Consider the following 15,347-nt stretch of genomic DNA (forward strand, 5'->3'; position numbering starts at 1 on the left):
GACACCGTCGTCTCGAGGAGAGCCATGTCCGCATCCCGCGTGAGAAAAGTCTTCACGCTCGCCGCCCTCGTCCCGCTCGCCCTGGGCTTGATTGCCACGCCGGCGCCCGCGGCGCCGGCGACGTTCACCCACCCGGGCGTGCTGGTCAGCCGTCCGCAGCTGGACTTCGTGAAGGCGCAGGTGAACGCCGGCGCCCAGCCGTGGAAAAGCGCTTACGACCAGGCCAAAGCGAGCACGTACGCATCGCTTTCGCGCACCGCGAAACCCCGTTCCGTCGTGGAATGCGGCCCGTATTCGGACCCGAACTACGGCTGCACGGACGAGCGCGAGGACGCGATCGCGGCGTACACCGACGCCTTGATCTGGTACATCTCCGGCGACGCGAGGTACGCGCAGAAGGCGATCGCGCTGATGGACGCGTGGTCGGCGACGATCACCAACCACACCAACAGCAACGCGCCCCTGCAGACGGGGTGGGCAGGCTCGTCCTGGCCCCGCGCGGCGGAGATCATCAAGTACACGTACACGAGCTGGCCGAACTCGGGTCGCTTCGGCACAATGCTGCGTAACGTGTACTTGAACAAAATCATCAACGGCAGCAACAGCAACGGCAACTGGGAACTGTCCATGATGGAGGCCGCGGTAGGCATCTCGGTGTTCCTGGAGGACAAGACGAGCTACGACAAGGCGGTAACCCGGTACCGCAACCGCGTGGCGGCGTACGTCTACCTGTCCTCGGACGGCGCGCTCCCGAAGACGGTCCCCGGCAGCGGTCTGTCCACCCGGGACCAGATCGTGGGCTACTGGCAGGGCCAGGGAACATTCGTGGACGGCCTGACCCAGGAAACATGCCGCGACTTCGTCCACACGGGTTACGGCATAGCAGCGATCGCGGACGTGGCGGAGACGCTCCGCATCCAGGGCCAGGACGTGTACGGCACGGACGTGGGCGAGCGCCTGCGCCAGGCCCTGGGGTTCCAGTCGAAGTACGAGCTGGGCACGGCGGTGCCGTCGTGGCTGTGCAAGGGCAGCGTGAAGAAGGGGCTGGGCCCGGTGACGGAGGTGGGGTTCAACGCCCTCCACGGCCGCCTCGGCATCGCGATGGCCAACACGCAGACGCTGACGGAGTCCCGCCGCCCGGCGGGCACGAACGCCCTGTTCGTGGCGTGGCAGACCCTGACCCACGCGAACAACCCAGCGTGACCTCGTCCCTCGCCCGCCCTGCCCGCGGCCCCGGCTTTCGCCAGGTTTCCGCAGGTCAGGCGGGCGAGGGACCCTGGTTACAAGGTCCTTTCGGAGGCGCGCTAGAGTACTCGTACGCACTGAGAAGTGCGGGTCCGGGCTGTGGCGCAGTTTGGTAGCGCACTTGACTGGGGGTCAAGGGGTCGCAGGTTCGAATCCTGTCAGCCCGACCGGATCAGCCACGTTCACGCAGGTGGACGTGGCTTTTTTCGTCCCCGAGGTAGCTCCGGACGCGACTCAGCCCCGGGGCTGCCCACATTCTACCCACATGCCCCGGGGCTGATCATCACGCCGCCATGCCTGCCAGCGCTTGAGTGCGCCGGGCGTCGAGCACATCCGCGACCTCGTCGAGGCGGTCCGGGAACAGGTGCCCGTACACGTTGAGCGTCATGGCCGCGTCGGCGTGCCCGAGCATCTGCTGAACGACCTTCACGTCCGCACCGGCAGCGATCGCGAGCGACGCGGCGGTGTGCCGGAGCTTGTGCGGGGTGAGTCCGGCGAGGCCAAGGTCAGCGGCCGTCATTGCCGCGTTGAACTCCCGGACGCGCCAGTTGTTCGCCCGCAGCGACTGACCCCGCCCCGTGGTGAACACCAGCTCGTCAGACTGCCGGCCGGTCACCAGCGGACGCAGCACCGGCACCAGCGAGGCCGGGAACGAGACGGTCCTCTTCTTGCCCGTCTTGGGCAGTCCCTCGTGCTGCACTCCCCCGACCTCGAAGAACGTCACAGCAACGCGGATGCGCCTCTTGACGAGATCCACCCGTCCGACACGCAGCGAGGCGGCCTCACCCCACCGAAGGCCCGTGTAGGCGAGCAGCAGGATCAACGCGCGGTTGATCTCGGCACCGGCCGTTGGACGGTCGTACTTCGTCCGGAGGCCCGCAGCGGCTTCGGCCAGCACCTCCACCTGTTCGTACGTCAGGTAGACGTGCTCCGCCTCGGGACGCACCGGCAGCTTGACGCCGCGCGCCGGGTTGGCCAGGATGCGACGCGGCACGCACCAGTCCAGCACCATCGAGAACACCCGGTACGCGTGTCGTGCCTGCGAGGGCCCGAGGCCGCTGCCGCCCTTGTCCTTGGGCTTCAGGAGGTCCGCGACCCACACGGACACGTCTTCGCGGTGGATCGCGTTGAGCGGCCGACCGCCCCACTTGACGTTGACGTGGTTGTCGAGCAGACCTCGGTACTTCCACCACGTCGACTGGCGCAGGTCGTGGCGGCTCTCCAACCACTTCTCCCCCATCTCGGAGAAGGTCACCTTCGCCGTCTTCGGATCCACATAGGACCCACCACGAAGGCTGTCTTCGAGTTCCGTCCGGCGCGCTTCCGCCTTGTCCTTGTTCGGAGCCGTCTCCGACCGGAGTCGGCCAGTCACATCGTAGTAGCGAACTTCCCAACGAACGGGCGGCTTCCGCCCTGTTGCCTTCGCCTTCGCGACCGCGTCACGGTGAGCAGCCTTTCGCAGCCGGTCGTAAACCCACGCGCGTGCCATCAGCAGGCCACCTGTCCGTCGACCCAGTTGTCCACATCGGACGGCCGGTAGCGAACGTACTTCCCGACCCGGAAACCGTTCGGGCCTTTTCCGGTCTTACGCCACTGGTAAAGCGTGTTGACCGGGATTTGGAGGTAGGAGGACAGGTCTTCGATGCTGAGTAGACGGTCATTCATGACGGTTTTCCTCGCTGTACTTGTGTTTGCGGTCTTCTCGGATGCGTTCGGCGATGCCGGCGGCGAGTTCGCGTTCGGCATCGTCGCGGTAGCCGGCTCCGTCGAATCGCCAGTCGTTGACCACGGCGATCGAGGCGGCGCGGTCGTCGAGGCCCAGGCGTTCGAGCGTCTCGGCGAGCCGGAAGGCCCGGCGGTCACCTCGGATGGCTTTGAACGTCGTGGAGTACGCCATCGACTTGGTGAGGAAGTGGCCCCGGAAGGCCAGCATGTGCGCCCACCGGCGGAGCTTCAGGTCCTCGTACGCCGACAGCTCCCGGAGGTCCCAAGCGGTTTGAATGATCCGCCGGTGATGCTCGGTGACCCGGAGGTGGTCAATGTCGAGTTGGGACCGGATCGGGCGGTCGGCGGCTTCGCTCTTGCCGGTGCCCTTGGTGGCGTACTTGGCGATGTAGGCGGCCAGTCGGGCTTCGGAGATCTGGCCGTTGTCGTCTTCGAGTTCGGCGGACCCGGCCGGCTCGATCCGGCGGACGTCGACCTGCGTGCCCCAGGTCAGCCACAGCTCGGTGCCGTCCGGGTACGGGGCGCGCACGCGCACGGCCCCGGCAGCGGCGTACACGGCGTCTTCGAGCAGGTCCGGTGTCGCCCACCCGGGAGCCGGTGACGTCGCGCCCTCGGGGCCGTCCAGGCGGACGACGGCGTGGAAGTGCACGAGCCCGCGCCGTTGGTATTCCGCGACCTTCCCGTACGAGAGCCGGGCCTGTTCGGCGAAGTCGCGGGCCTTCAGACCGGCACGGCGGGCGATCTCCCGGCGCAGCCGCGTCGTGAAGCGCTGCCACAGGACTCCGGCGTGGGCCTGCCAGAGCACCGAGCCGACGTAGTCGTAGGTCTCGGGGTCCAGCGGTCCGCCGACGCGGGTGTCGTCGTCGTGGTGGTACTCCCCGCAGCCGCAGGGCCTGCGCTTGCCGTTGCGGGTGATGTGGGCGGTGTGGGCGGGACCGAAGGACGGCGCGGTGAGGGTGACGAACGCGCGCGGCCGGTCGCCCACGGAAGCCGGGATGCCCTTGTGGCCGCCGATGAGGCCGGCGCGGATGAGGTGGAAGGCGTCTGCGGCGTAGCGGTCGGAGCAGGCCGGGCAGACACCGGAGCGGCGATTGCCGCAGGGGGCGAAGATGTCCCCGCCGTGGTGGTGCAGCACCCGGCCGGTGGTGGCGTCCTGGAGCTGGTGTGCGCCGGAGAGCCGGATGGGGCGGGCGCAGCCGTTGACGGCGCGGACCTTGTCGCGCCAGTCGTGGTAGTCGCGGGCGCGCACGCGGGCGGCGAGACGGTCGTCCAGCGTCAGCATGACGGTGCCTTTCGTTTGGCGGACATGAGAAACGGCGCGGGAGCCGGGCCGGATTGGTGGCCGGGTTCCCGCGCCGTGGCGGGGCGTGTCGCGGGGAGCCGGGCTACCTCATCAGCGACAGCTCGTAGGCGTTGTGCGCTACCCGTTGCATCTCCTGGCTCTCCTCTTCGTGGATGTGGGCCAGGTCGCCCGCCACTTCGGACAGGCGGCGCAGGGCCTCACGGTCGCGTCCGCCGGTTTCCTTCAACACCTTCCCGTTGAGCTCGTCGTAGTGCTCGTAGAGCCGGGTCAGTTTCTGCAGCAGTGTTTCCGATTTCTCCATGGTGCGGTCCTTTCAGGACGGTCAGGTGGTAGTGAGGTCGTGCAGGATCTGGGCGGCCATCGGCTCGGGGACGCGCACGACGCGGCGGATCTCCTCGATCGTCAGTTCGCGGCCTTCGTCGCGGGCCGCCTGGGCGGCGGTGGTGATTCGGCTGGTCAGCTCGGCGGGGAGCTTGAGCCGGGGCCGTGCCGACGCGACGGCCGGGGCCGGCGGCGGGGTGGGCACCGGTGCCGGGTGGTGGTCGACGCGGGTTGCGGTCACGGCGACCGGCTCCGGTTCCGGTCGCGGTGTTGAGGCGCGGCGCATGAGCAGCTTGACCACGACGAGGAACCCGAGTGCCGGCATCGCGGCGACCAGCCACCCGGCCGGGGTCGGTTCGGCGAGCGCGACCTGGGCGGCCATCTGCACCCCGAAACCGGCCACCAACACCGCCACCGGGAAGGTGAGCTTGCGGGTTGCTCCGGCGCGGTGGTCACGCTGAATCTCGAACCCGGCGACGATGACGATGCCCTCGATCACCACGGCGTCAGCCCAGGCGATCCAGCCGAGCTGTCCGTGGTGGACGGCCCAGTCGTGCGTGTGGGTGAACCCGGCCGCCGCGCCGATGCTGCCCAGGACCACGGCGACCAGGACCCGAACGATGTCCACCAGCCGACGTGTCTTCTGTGCACTGTCCACTGCGGACATCACGACTTCCTTTCGCTCTACTTCTCGCCGCGCCAGCTAGCGGCGGCAGTCCTGTATGCGTCGGCTTCCTCGTCCAACCTCTTCGCGATCAGGTCCGCCAGTTCCGCAAGCTGCAGGTTGCGATAATCCGGGCTCGCCTGATCCTCAGCGCTGACATTCACCCTTGCGGTGTAGTAGTTGTGCAGCAGTCGTTCCAGGTCGACCGGGTACCTGATGTGCGTCTCGTTCATTTCAAGCCTTTCGATTCGAGTCCTTTGTGGACCGCATAGTTTTCAGGATTCATGCTTTCGGGAACATCGCGGCGTCGAGGGCGATGCCAGCGAGTCGCCGGAACTCTGCTTCCTCCTCTCCGTGGATATCCGCGATCTCGTCGGCTAATTCCGACAGCCGCAGGAAGGCTGTGTATCCTCGATCGCTGGCGTCTTCACCCCTGAGGCACACGTCACTGAACTCCTCTTGCAGGTCGTGAAGCTTGCGCATGTTCGCCTGACTGTCGGTCACGGCGTGCCTCCGAAGGGGGTGAGGTTGGACCAGCGCTGGAGCATGTCCCGGCCGCGTCGGGTCAGCCGCAGCGGCAGCACGGGTTTGCGGACGACGCCGTGCAGGCACGAGATCGTCTCCCGAGCCGGACTGCGCTCGACGTAGCCGATGCTCACCAGGTGCATGACGATGTCGTCGTCCTGGGCGATGCGGCAGTGGCCGTCGGTGTCGATGACCATGACGCGGTCGGTGTCGTCCAGCAGGCCGTAGCGGCCGTCGCGGACTTCCGCGAGCACGTCCTTGGCCACCAACGGGTTGCCGACCGAGCCGAGTTTGCGTCGCCCTCGCGCGGGTGGGCACGCCCGGCTCGGTGCTGGTGCCGGCGCGGGGCCGGGCGTGCCGAACAGGCCGAGCTGTCCGGGGTCGGCGCGGCGGGTCACCGGACACGTTCCCGGCCGACGTCGCCGAACTCGCGGTTGCGGAACTCGGTGACTCCGAGCACCATCCCGAGCCCGACGAGGAAGAAGATCGCCGCGACGATCCAGAACAGCGCCGACCAGCCCTGGGCGAGGTAGATCAGCCAGAGCACGAGCGCGGCCGGCACGCCGTACTTGGCGTAGAGCCAGGCGCGCCAGACGTAGAAACCGAGACGCCACATGGTGTTCTCCTTTGCTCACGCGCCCGTGCGGCGCACCTTGTCGAGGGCTTCCTGGATCTGCGCGAACGCGTCCAGCGCCGCGCCGTACTCCGGGTCGTCCACCGGGCCGACGTCGCCGACGTGACCGAGACGGCGTTCGACGTCCACCCGGACCCAGTCACACCAGCCAGCCGCAGTGGAGAGCGCGCGTCCCAGGTGGGAGACCACGCGTTCGTGCGAGTCCTCCCGGTTGCTCATCACGCCACCACCGAGAGCCCGGCGAGCGGGCGGCCGGAGCGGATGAAGGCGATCAGCTCGTCGACCTCGCGGTCGTCGACGTAGGCGGCCCGGACACGCTGCGGGACGCGGGTGCGCTGGCGGATCACGAACCCGATGCCGGCGGTGTCCGGAACGTTGGGGATCTCGTCCGCCAACGCGCCCCGCAGCCGAGCGCCTTCCCCGAGAACCATGTCCACATGCGACTGCGCGGTCACCCGCAGACAGATCCGGGTCGGGAACAGCTCCCGGACGGGGACGACGTCCTTGCTCGGCTCCTGCACCGCCCCGCGCATGAAGTGGCCGGTGGCGCGGCCCTGTGACCCGACGATCGCCAGGTACTTGCGCAGGGTCCGGGCGATCGAGCCGTCGCCGTAGGCCAGCAGCGCGCCGATCTCGTCGATGATCAGCAGGTTCAGCGGCGTCTCTCGCGACACCTCGATCTTGCGGCGGCCGGTGGCGGCGAAGGACTGCTGAACCCTGCGCAGGTCCGCCACGTACTCGTCGACCAGCGCCTCACACGTCTCCTCGGTGTCGGCGTAGCGGTAGGCCGCGCCGGCATCCCCGAACTTGCGGAACTCCAGTTGCTTCGGGTCGCAGATCCACAACCGGACCAGCCCGTCACGGATCATCGGTGCCAGCGCCCGCAGCTCCGAGAGGATGATCGAGTTCTTGCCCGCGCCGGTCGCACCAGCGATGAACACGTGATCGCGGGTGCGCAGCCGCCAGTCCGTGCCGTACTCGGTGTCGCCGACGTAGATGTCGTCCAAGTCAACCGCGTCGATCGTGTCGGGCATCTCCGGGGCAGGGATGGTCTCGGTGAACGACTCCGACCGTTCGATGATCAGCGCGACATAGCCGGGCTTCGGGTGCTCGAACGCGATCCGCTGCACCCGCAGCGTGTCGGCGAGCCGTTCCAGGTTGTCCTCGATCGAGCGGCGCCCCTGCCCGCGAGCCAGCGCCAGCGTGAGCACGTCGACCGACGGGGAGTAGGACCGCAGCCGGGTGATCCGGGGGAACAGGTCCTCGCCGGTCTTGCGGTCGGTGACGTACATGTCGCACGCCTGCAGCGCCTTGTTGAAGCGCGGTCCGAAGTACGCCGTCCAGCGCCGACGCCACGCGCGCAGCCGCGGGGCCGCGTAATGGTCGAAGGTGTTCGGGTGCGCCCGGTACCAGCACGTGAGCGCGCCGGCCGTGCCGCCCGTGATCCCGCCGGTCGCGGTCCAGCCAAGCATGGCTCCGGAGGTGATCAGCGCGGCGGGGGCGACGGTCGCACCGGGGTGGCGGAACAGCCACTTCAGCGCGCGGAATTCGGTCCCGACCTTGCGAGACGACTTGGCGGTGTTCATGGTGGTGGTCCTCTCGAACAGCACAAGACCGGCCCCGCGTCCCGTGGTGGGAGGTCGCGGGGCCGGTCACGTGCGCAGCGGGTCATGGTGAGGTCAGGGGGTGATGGCGGTCCGGGCGTCGGTCAGCTCGGTGATGAGCGTGCCCATCGCGCGGCCCATCCGGTCGTGCGCGGCCTTGAAGCCGCCTTTGTTGATCGGCATGCCGCGCATCGACTCCTTGAGCTGCACGAGCGCGGTGCCGAGGTCGTCGGTGACGCGGTCGACCTGGTGGGACATCGTCAGAACCTCCAGTCGCGGGAGATGAGATCGGCTTCGTGCTTCTTGCCCAGCGTCCGCAGCCGGTCCAGTTCGTCGAACGCCTTGCTGCGGAACGCCTTCAGCTCGTCCTTGGTCGCGATCGTCCAGGACTCCGACATCGCGCTGTCGTCGTAACGGGCGATCAGCTTGTCGACCTCGCCGAGGACTTCGGCGACCATGTCCAGGGTGGCGACGAACCGGGAGTAGCGCTCCTGCGCTCGCCGGTTGAGTGCCTTGATCTGCACGTCAGCTCCACCTCTCCGGGTTGTGCTCCAGCGACCAGGCCAGCGCGGACAGGTCGCCGACCATCGCTCGGACCGCTCGCCCTGCCTGGATCTTCGCTTCGTTGGGCGCGTCGGTCGCCCGGAACGTCTCGAACGTGGCGGTCACCGCGTCCGTCATCGCCTTGATTTCCTGCATGCCGCTCTACCCTTCGCGTGTCGTGGCGACCAGTGCGGCCGCCGTCGTGAGGTCTGCTGCCAGGAAGCGCACCGCGTTCCCGACCGCGACCTTGATCTCTCGATCCGGGCTGGTGGCCACGAACGCGCGGTACGCCTCATTCGCCGCCGTGATGATCGCCAGGATTTCCGGCATGTCAGCCTCCGTTCCGGATCACGTGCCGGGCGTGCTCGAGGCCCTCGCAGAACCCCGCCTGCCACGCCAGGTTCTCGGTCGGCTCCGCCAGCGCGGCGGTCCGTTCCCGCTCCAGCCGGGCGGCGAGCATGCGGATCACCACGCCGACCTTCACCGGGCGGCTCACCGGCCGGCCTTCCACGCCAGCGCCAGCCCCGAGACCAGCGCCAGAACCCCGAACACCGGGGAAGCCACGATCAGCAACCCCACCAGCACGAGCCAAATCAGGTACGTCACTTCGCTCTCCTCCTCACATCGGCCACTGAGCGCCGCACACCGTGCACGTGGCAATCCGTGTCGGTGACAGCCAGAAACTCGCCGAACAGACGTGATCAGCCATCGCTAACCCCGCTTCGGGCCGTGCGGGTCATACGACGACAACCCACCCCGAACCGCGTTCATCCCACCCATTCGCCTACTCCTTCCGCTCGAACTCCGTTTATTCGTCGTCTTCTGCCGTGAACTCGACTCCGCAGCGCCCGCACAGAATCGGCGCTTCGGCCAGCGTGCTTTTCGCGACGCGGATCTTGCGGTCGCAGTCGCAGGAGGCCACCGCGAGGTTGTTGCTGCGCGTCTTGCCCGGGACCACCACTTCGGCGTGCCGGAAGGCCACCAACGCGGCCTTGATCAGCGCCACTTCACGCCGGTAGCGGTTGGACGTCTTCGTCGGCACGCACGTGACGCTCCAGCCGATGCGCGGGTCCTCCTCCAGGATCAACCCGAGCTCCTCACCCAGGGCCTTGAACCGCTGGTTGTGGTAGCGACCCTGACGCGAGGTGTCCTTGACCTCCCGAGTGTGCGCAACCCCGTGCGCCGCTTCGTGAAGCAGCGTGCCGAGTACCTCGTCGGCGGTCCGCTGAAGGCCCTCTCCCGAGACGAACAGCTCGGGAACCTTGTCGGTGTCGCCGACATGCCACCGGCCGGCCGCGAAGTGCCCCAACCGGGTTTCGCCGCGTCGGGATCCGAGGGTGCCGGACCCGATCGTGATCACGACGACCGGGACGTCCGGGTGCCGCTCGCGGATCGCGGCCCAGGTCGTGTCGAACGCCGCCACCAGCCGCGCGGTCACGCATTCCGTCGTGTCCACCATCGCGTAGCCACCTCCGCGTTTTGACACTTAAGTGTCAACGTGTCGATTTCTGGTAAAGCCCAAAGACCGTCGGACAAGTAGCCCGGCGATCAATGCGCGCCACCACAAATGGCGCGGATTTAGGCATGGATCGGCCCGCTCTGTATTTGTCAAGGATCGAAAGTGCCCTTGCCCGACTCGAAACGGGCAGCCAACCTTTTTGGGAAGGGCTCCAGGGTGGTGTTGACGCAACGGCCGGGGAGGTAGCCGCGCGGACCGGTCACCCACCGGTCATGAGGTCGGAATCAGGCGGCGCGCTGCGCAACACCCGCTCCGACAGGCTTCAACCCCGCCGCCTTGAACCACAGACCCGAGCCGGTGATCCGGCCGTCGTCCCCCGTCGTCTGCCACGTGTTCAGCACCGGGTTGATCAGCTCCACGTAGGAGCCCTCCTCGAACCCCTCCCCCGGGTCCGTCGCGAGCGTCACCTTGATCTCCTCGCCCTTGCCCGGCCGACGCCCCTCCACCGGACGCGGCTTCGCGAACAGCATCACCACGAACGCGGGCACGCCGTCCCGGTCCGTCGCCGGGGTCAGCTCCCCCTTGACCTCGCGCATCTTCATCGTCGGGGCCTCGGTGACCATGAACCGGTAGCCCGAGCTGACGAACGGGATGTCCTGCATGGCGAACCTCCTGGTCAACCACTTCGGTGTAGACCCCCTAAACACCGGAAGCGAGTCGTTATCAGTCGTCGTTGAGGGGGTGTAAACACGAAGGTACGCTGCCCTCGCAACAGGTGTCAAGGGGGTCTAAACTCTCAATGCATGGAGGCAGAGAGTGAGTTCGAGAGCGTGCGCCGCGACCCGGACCCGATCCGACGAGGGCAGCGGGCGTCGGCGCTGCTCGTCACCTACCAGCAGCGCGCAACCGAGCTGGCTCGCCTCCGGAAAGAGGCCATCGAGGAGGCTCACCGCCTGCGCGGCATGAGCTACACAGAGATCGCAGCAGCGCTCGGGATCACGAAGGGTCGCGTTACGCAGATCCGGTCGACCGCACCCCGACCTGAGCGGGCGTTCTTCGGCGTTGGCCCGGTCGCTATCGGCGTGCCGTGGCGCTACCAGACGACGGACCGCGAGCGGCCGCTCATCGCCGCCGATGACGCACAGACCGGCGAACAGTTCGAACGCCTCGTCGAGGGCATGTCGATGGCGGTCACGAAGTTCCAGATCGAGCCGGACCGCGAAGCCCTGCCGGACGGCGACGTCATCCTCGTCTGTGGCCCCAAGTCCGCACCCGTTGCAGCGAACCTCATGGAGCGCGACCCCGTGCTCAGCATGATCAAGGCCGATGGGCGCTGGTGGATCCAGCACGAGCAGACCGGAGAGCGGTACCGCTCCCCCACCGATGACGACCCCGCCGAGTCAGCTGATATCGCCTATGTCGGCCGGCACCAGGTGGGAGGACGCATCGTCGTGCATGTGGCCGGCATCCACAGCATCGGCTCACTCGGCGCGGCGCACTTCCTAACCGGCCACCTTGCCGAGCTGTTCAGCGATACGCGCGAGCACGAGTGTTCCTTGATCGTGCGCGCGACCTACAACGGCCTCACGATCACCGGAAGTGAACTCGCAGCCGGACCGTTCAGGTGGTGACCCGGATGCACGTGACCACCGCTCAGCTCCCCCGCTTCGGCGCCAGCGACGACAAGATCTTCACCCTGCCAAACGCCGTCATCGTCCTCGATGGCGCGTCCGCATTTCGCCCGGTGCCCGTACCCGCATCGGTCTACGCGGCCGACCTCGGACAGCGGATTGCCGACGGCCTGACGGCTGAGCCGGACGCAGACCTCCGGTCGGTAGTGCGAACCGCAATCGAGGACACCGCCCGCGGACTCAAGCTCGAACCGGGGAATTCGCCGTCGAGCACGGTAACGATCCTCCGCCGGCGGAACGGCGAAGTCGACGTGTTCGCCCTCGGAGACAGCGTCGCGGTGCTTCCCAGCCGGACCGTGACCGACGAGCGAATCGATGACCTCGACCTCGAACCGAGGCGCACCTACCGCCGACGGCTCGCGTCGGGAACCGGCTACGACGACACCCATCGAGCCCTCCTGCGCGAACTCCAGACGCAGCAGGCTGCCCAGCGCAACACCGAAGGCGGCTACTGGATCGCAGAGGCCGATCCCCGCGCAGCTGATCATGCCGTGACCCACACGTTCTCAGCCGACGAGATCCCGTGGGCGGTGCTCGCCACCGACGGCGCATACAACGTGATGACGCACCTCGGACTCGACGACTGGTCGAAGGTGTCCCATTCGGACAGTGCCCAGCTTGCCGCGATCCTGGAGCAGTGCCAGTCCTGGGAGGACGAAGCCGACCCAGAGGCCGTCGCACTCCCCCGCGCCAAGCAGCACGACGACAAGGCCATCGCAGCGGTCGACCTTCGCGCGTAGTCGTCGATGGACGTTGTGTTCAGAGTTTCTTTTCTTGTTCAAGGCGGCCCCTCCGGGGCCGCGCCGCTATCGGCCGGCACGCGCGGGGCCCGCCTCCGGCACCCACGCGACCGGCCGACGGCTGCACCCGGGGACCGCAGCTCAAGAAGAAGAGAATGTCCTCGCCGGACGGGCAGGTCTCCGAGATGGCCGAGTCGAGCGTGGCGGTTGCGTCCGTGAAGTGACCTGTCGCCACCTCGTCGACCTCCCAAAGGGCTATCATGTCGCGTCAAGGGGGCAGTTCAGCCAGAATGCGCAGGATCACTGGATGGCCCCCTTGACGCGACATGATCGGGCTACGCCAGGTCGACGAGATGGCGAAGAGGTCACTCACTAGTATCGAAAACGTTACACGAAGGGCAGCCATGCAGTCACAGATTCCCACTTGGGTCACTCTCGCGTTTGCGGCTCTTGGACCAATAGTAGGCGCCCTCGTGGGAGCCTTTATTACAGCCAGACGAGATGATCGCAGATGGCAACGCGAAAAAGAAAAAGCAGAGCTGGATGCAACGCGCACCGAGAAACGCGACGAGCACAAATACTGGTTAGACGTTCGGCGAGTAGCCTACGCAAAAGTCCTCGAAAAGTGGCCTCGCCTACTGGACGCCACCGGGACGATCGCCGCCAGGGCGAAGTCCGCTCGCGAAGACCTGAAGGTGCCGAATTTCGATATGGACGACCTTGAAACGCTAGCAAATGAGCTTGAGCAAGCGTTTACCGAAGCGGAAGTCTGTTCAACCCGAGTTATTCAATTCGATGTCGTGAAGGCAAACCGAGAGGTCACAGAACTTCAAGTAGCATCGATGATGCTCATCAATCTATTTCTGAGAGAAAAAGATGATCCATCCCGAGTTGTCAATGAAATTGATGATCTCAGTAAGAGGATTGCAGAACTACACGACCGACTCTACGATATGCGCAATGACTTTACCGAGAAAATAAAAGATGAACTTCACATACCCGGCGGAACATGGAATGAGTCGAAAGCGCAGGATGCGGTTAGCCGCAAGAAAAAGTAAGTAATCGGCGACGGTCGAGTACTCGTACTTCGAGTGCGGAAAGGCCTCTCCCGTCGAACTCGGGAGCGAGCCGTCCGGAGCTACGGATCGCCGCCGGTCAGCGCAAGCAAGCGGGCAGCTCATGGAGGGGCAGACTGGACTCGCAGCCCACATTCTGCCCACATGACACTAGCGAGTGACGACCGACAATCATGATCAAGGACCTCGGTCCCACCTGCTCATAGACGAGACATGGGCAAGCCCGCAGGTCTCAGAAGCGGCGAGCAAGTGCAAGGGGTCGCAGGTTCGAATCCTGTCAGCCCGACCGGATCAGCCACGTTCACCCAGGTGGGCGTGGCTTTTTTCATGCCTGAGTCAACTTCGGACACTGAATGCGCCCGACCATGCAAGATATGCGCAACACGGCGCAGGGGTATTCAGTAAGAGGCGGCCGTTTGCGTAACAGCTCCCCCCGCTCCTGCGGATACCAGGTCGCAAAGGAGATTCCCATGGCGGACAGCCTGATCGAACTCGGCATGATCACCCCACGTGAGATGAACAGCCCTGAGCTCATCTCGTCCTCCTCCCCATCCTCGTCACCGTCGCGACGATCGTGATCGTCGTATCGGGCAGGCGGTGAGCGAGTCGGCGAAAGCGAAGCGCACCCACACGTCAGACCGCTAGGGTGGCCCCAGCCGATTTCAGGGGGAGCTGTGACCGACCAGGAAGACTGGATCCCGCCGGGAGCCGATATCTCCAGGCCCAGTGCCGCGCGCATCTACGACTACCTGCTCGGCGGAGCCCACAACCTCGCCGCGGACCGGGCCGTCGCTCAGCAGCTCGAGGCCATCCAGCCCCAAGTCGCCACCGTGGCCCGGCGCAACCGGGCCTTTCTCCGCCGGGTCGTGCGGTTTCTGCTTGACCAAGGCATCCGGCAGTTCCTCGACCTCGGCTCGGGCATCCCCACCGTCGGCAACGTGCACGAAGTCGCGCAGGACGTCGATCCCGCTTCCACCGTCGTCTACGTCGACCACGAACCCGTTGCCGTCGCGCACAGTCTCATGCTGCTCAAAGGCAACTCCCGCGCCGCCGCGTTGGAAGCCGATGCCACCGATCCCGAGACCATCCTGGCGTCCGAGCCCGTCAAGGAACTCCTCGACCTCGGGAAACCCGTCGGGCTGCTGGCCATCACCCTTGGGCACTACCTGCCGCCCGAGCCGGACATCCATGCCGTCTTCCGTGCTTACCGGGACGCGCTCGCGCCCGGGAGCTACCTTGCCCTCACGCACCTCACCAACGACTTCGCCGTGCTGCGAGATCCGCGGGTTGCGGAGACCATGAAGTCGACGCAGGACCACATCTACCCGCGGACGCGCGCCGAAGTTCTCCGCCTCTTCGACGGCTTCGAGCTCGTTGAGCCCGGGCTGACCACCTCGGCGAACTGGCGGCCCGACCGGCTGGCCGCCGTCGTCGACCCTGAAGAAGACGGCCTCTACGCCGGTGTGGGCCTCAAGCCGTAGAACCGAAACGCTCCCACGCCGACTGGCGGGTCATCCCCAGCGACTCGCCGATCTGTGCCCACGTGCCGCCCAGGGAACGGGCTTTGCCAACCCATGCGGCCAGGTTCTGCTGCACCTGCGCGCTCGCTGCCGCGACCGGGCGCAGGTTCGCCAGGACCTGCTCCAGTGACAGGTCGTGGTCCCACGGCGCGATGTGCGGCGCCGACGCCGGCTTGCCCGCTATCACCGACACACACAGCTGCACGCAGCCGTCGCAGATCAGCACTCCCGGGCCGCTCACCAGCGTCTCGACCTCGGTGCTGGGCTTTCCGCAGAACGAACAATGCGCGATCACGT

At 66.7% G+C, this 15,347-nt stretch carries 24 protein-coding genes and 1 tRNA gene; 6 read left to right on the plus strand and 19 right to left on the minus strand.

What is annotated here, in order from left to right; all coding sequences use genetic code 11:
• The first annotated feature begins 24 nt into the window (after nucleotides 1-24).
• Nucleotides 25-1,203 (plus strand): alginate lyase family protein, encoded by a 1,179-nt coding sequence (locus ACZ61C_RS11345; protein ID WP_465305422.1) that lies wholly within the window; start codon nucleotides 25-27, stop codon nucleotides 1,201-1,203.
• Nucleotides 1,204-1,338: 135 nt separating this feature from the next.
• A tRNA-Pro gene (locus ACZ61C_RS11350) sits at nucleotides 1,339-1,412 on the plus strand.
• 116 nt (nucleotides 1,413-1,528) lie between these two features.
• On the opposite strand, the gene ACZ61C_RS11355 is transcribed toward ACZ61C_RS11350, so the two are convergent.
• The 18 genes from ACZ61C_RS11355 to ACZ61C_RS11440 form a co-directional block, all read right to left on the minus strand.
• Nucleotides 1,529-2,734, minus strand: coding sequence for a tyrosine-type recombinase/integrase (locus ACZ61C_RS11355; protein ID WP_465305424.1), 1,206 nt, complete (start codon nucleotides 2,732-2,734; stop codon nucleotides 1,529-1,531).
• Nucleotides 2,734-2,910: a helix-turn-helix transcriptional regulator gene (locus ACZ61C_RS11360; protein ID WP_465305426.1), complete on the minus strand. Its 177-nt coding sequence runs from the start codon at nucleotides 2,908-2,910 to the stop codon at nucleotides 2,734-2,736. The genes ACZ61C_RS11355 and ACZ61C_RS11360 overlap by 1 nt, the downstream gene beginning before the upstream one ends.
• A complete protein-coding gene (locus ACZ61C_RS11365; protein WP_465305428.1) occupies nucleotides 2,903-4,252 on the minus strand; it encodes a replication initiator in 1,350 nt (449 codons plus the stop codon). Before ACZ61C_RS11365 ends, ACZ61C_RS11360 begins: the two co-directional genes overlap by 8 nt.
• A gap of 103 nt (nucleotides 4,253-4,355) precedes the next feature.
• Entirely contained in the window at nucleotides 4,356-4,574 is a 219-nt protein-coding gene (locus ACZ61C_RS11370; protein WP_465305430.1) for a hypothetical protein, read from the minus strand.
• A gap of 21 nt (nucleotides 4,575-4,595) precedes the next feature.
• Complete coding sequence (locus ACZ61C_RS11375) at nucleotides 4,596-5,222, minus strand: DUF2637 domain-containing protein (RefSeq protein WP_465305432.1); 627 nt, start codon at nucleotides 5,220-5,222, stop codon at nucleotides 4,596-4,598.
• 56 nt (nucleotides 5,223-5,278) lie between these two features.
• Entirely contained in the window at nucleotides 5,279-5,491 is a 213-nt protein-coding gene (locus ACZ61C_RS11380) for a hypothetical protein (protein ID WP_465305434.1), read from the minus strand.
• Between the two features lie 49 nt (nucleotides 5,492-5,540).
• On the minus strand, nucleotides 5,541-5,762 hold the full coding sequence (locus tag ACZ61C_RS11385) for a hypothetical protein (protein ID WP_465305436.1): 222 nt from the start codon (nucleotides 5,760-5,762) through the stop codon (nucleotides 5,541-5,543).
• Complete coding sequence (locus tag ACZ61C_RS11390) at nucleotides 5,759-6,181, minus strand: hypothetical protein (protein WP_465305437.1); 423 nt, start codon at nucleotides 6,179-6,181, stop codon at nucleotides 5,759-5,761. The genes ACZ61C_RS11385 and ACZ61C_RS11390 overlap by 4 nt, the downstream gene beginning before the upstream one ends.
• Nucleotides 6,178-6,399: a hypothetical protein gene (locus tag ACZ61C_RS11395; RefSeq protein WP_465305439.1), complete on the minus strand. Its 222-nt coding sequence runs from the start codon at nucleotides 6,397-6,399 to the stop codon at nucleotides 6,178-6,180. The genes ACZ61C_RS11390 and ACZ61C_RS11395 overlap by 4 nt, the downstream gene beginning before the upstream one ends.
• Nucleotides 6,400-6,414: 15 nt before the next feature.
• Nucleotides 6,415-6,636 carry a hypothetical protein gene (locus ACZ61C_RS11400; protein ID WP_465305441.1) on the minus strand — a complete coding sequence of 74 codons (222 nt, stop codon included), beginning with the start codon at nucleotides 6,634-6,636 and terminating at the stop codon, nucleotides 6,415-6,417.
• Complete coding sequence (locus ACZ61C_RS11405; protein ID WP_465305443.1) at nucleotides 6,636-8,003, minus strand: FtsK/SpoIIIE domain-containing protein; 1,368 nt, start codon at nucleotides 8,001-8,003, stop codon at nucleotides 6,636-6,638. Before ACZ61C_RS11405 ends, ACZ61C_RS11400 begins: the two co-directional genes overlap by 1 nt.
• 93 nt (nucleotides 8,004-8,096) lie before the next feature.
• Nucleotides 8,097-8,279 carry a hypothetical protein gene (locus ACZ61C_RS11410; RefSeq protein WP_465305445.1) on the minus strand — a complete coding sequence of 61 codons (183 nt, stop codon included), beginning with the start codon at nucleotides 8,277-8,279 and terminating at the stop codon, nucleotides 8,097-8,099.
• 2 nt (nucleotides 8,280-8,281) lie between these two features.
• A complete protein-coding gene (locus tag ACZ61C_RS11415; RefSeq protein ID WP_465305447.1) occupies nucleotides 8,282-8,545 on the minus strand; it encodes a hypothetical protein in 264 nt (87 codons plus the stop codon).
• Nucleotide 8,546: 1 nt separating this feature from the next.
• Complete coding sequence (locus tag ACZ61C_RS11420; RefSeq protein ID WP_465305449.1) at nucleotides 8,547-8,720, minus strand: hypothetical protein; 174 nt, start codon at nucleotides 8,718-8,720, stop codon at nucleotides 8,547-8,549.
• Nucleotides 8,721-8,726: 6 nt separating this feature from the next.
• Nucleotides 8,727-8,894 (minus strand): hypothetical protein, encoded by a 168-nt coding sequence (locus ACZ61C_RS11425; RefSeq protein ID WP_465305451.1) that lies wholly within the window; start codon nucleotides 8,892-8,894, stop codon nucleotides 8,727-8,729.
• Between the two features lies 1 nt (nucleotide 8,895).
• Nucleotides 8,896-9,060, minus strand: coding sequence for a hypothetical protein (locus ACZ61C_RS11430; RefSeq protein ID WP_465305453.1), 165 nt, complete (start codon nucleotides 9,058-9,060; stop codon nucleotides 8,896-8,898).
• Nucleotides 9,061-9,372: 312 nt separating this feature from the next.
• The gene (locus ACZ61C_RS11435) at nucleotides 9,373-10,023 is read right to left on the minus strand and encodes a hypothetical protein (RefSeq protein ID WP_465305455.1); all 651 of its coding nucleotides are present in this window, start codon (nucleotides 10,021-10,023) and stop codon (nucleotides 9,373-9,375) included.
• Nucleotides 10,024-10,307: 284 nt separating this feature from the next.
• A complete protein-coding gene (locus ACZ61C_RS11440; RefSeq protein WP_465305457.1) occupies nucleotides 10,308-10,685 on the minus strand; it encodes a hypothetical protein in 378 nt (125 codons plus the stop codon).
• A 141-nt stretch (nucleotides 10,686-10,826) separates the two neighbouring features.
• On the opposite strand from ACZ61C_RS11440, the gene ACZ61C_RS11445 reads away from it, so the two are divergent.
• From ACZ61C_RS11445 to ACZ61C_RS11460, 4 genes are all read left to right on the plus strand, one after another.
• On the plus strand, nucleotides 10,827-11,654 hold the full coding sequence (locus ACZ61C_RS11445) for a sigma-70 RNA polymerase sigma factor region 4 domain-containing protein (protein WP_465305459.1): 828 nt from the start codon (nucleotides 10,827-10,829) through the stop codon (nucleotides 11,652-11,654).
• 5 nt (nucleotides 11,655-11,659) lie between these two features.
• Nucleotides 11,660-12,454, plus strand: coding sequence for a hypothetical protein (locus ACZ61C_RS11450; protein WP_465305461.1), 795 nt, complete (start codon nucleotides 11,660-11,662; stop codon nucleotides 12,452-12,454).
• Nucleotides 12,455-12,858: 404 nt separating this feature from the next.
• Nucleotides 12,859-13,512: a hypothetical protein gene (locus ACZ61C_RS11455; RefSeq protein WP_465305463.1), complete on the plus strand. Its 654-nt coding sequence runs from the start codon at nucleotides 12,859-12,861 to the stop codon at nucleotides 13,510-13,512.
• Nucleotides 13,513-14,204: 692 nt separating this feature from the next.
• Nucleotides 14,205-15,011, plus strand: a complete 807-nt coding sequence (locus ACZ61C_RS11460; protein WP_465305465.1) for an SAM-dependent methyltransferase — start codon at nucleotides 14,205-14,207, stop codon at nucleotides 15,009-15,011.
• Here the strand turns inward: ACZ61C_RS11460 and ACZ61C_RS11465 are convergent.
• Nucleotides 15,001-15,345, minus strand: coding sequence for a ClpX C4-type zinc finger protein (locus ACZ61C_RS11465; RefSeq protein WP_465305467.1), 345 nt, complete (start codon nucleotides 15,343-15,345; stop codon nucleotides 15,001-15,003). The genes ACZ61C_RS11460 and ACZ61C_RS11465 overlap by 11 nt on opposite strands.
• Between the last annotated feature and the right edge of the window lie 2 nt (nucleotides 15,346-15,347).

It is taken from the genome of Amycolatopsis sp. NPDC104587 (genome assembly GCF_055583645.1).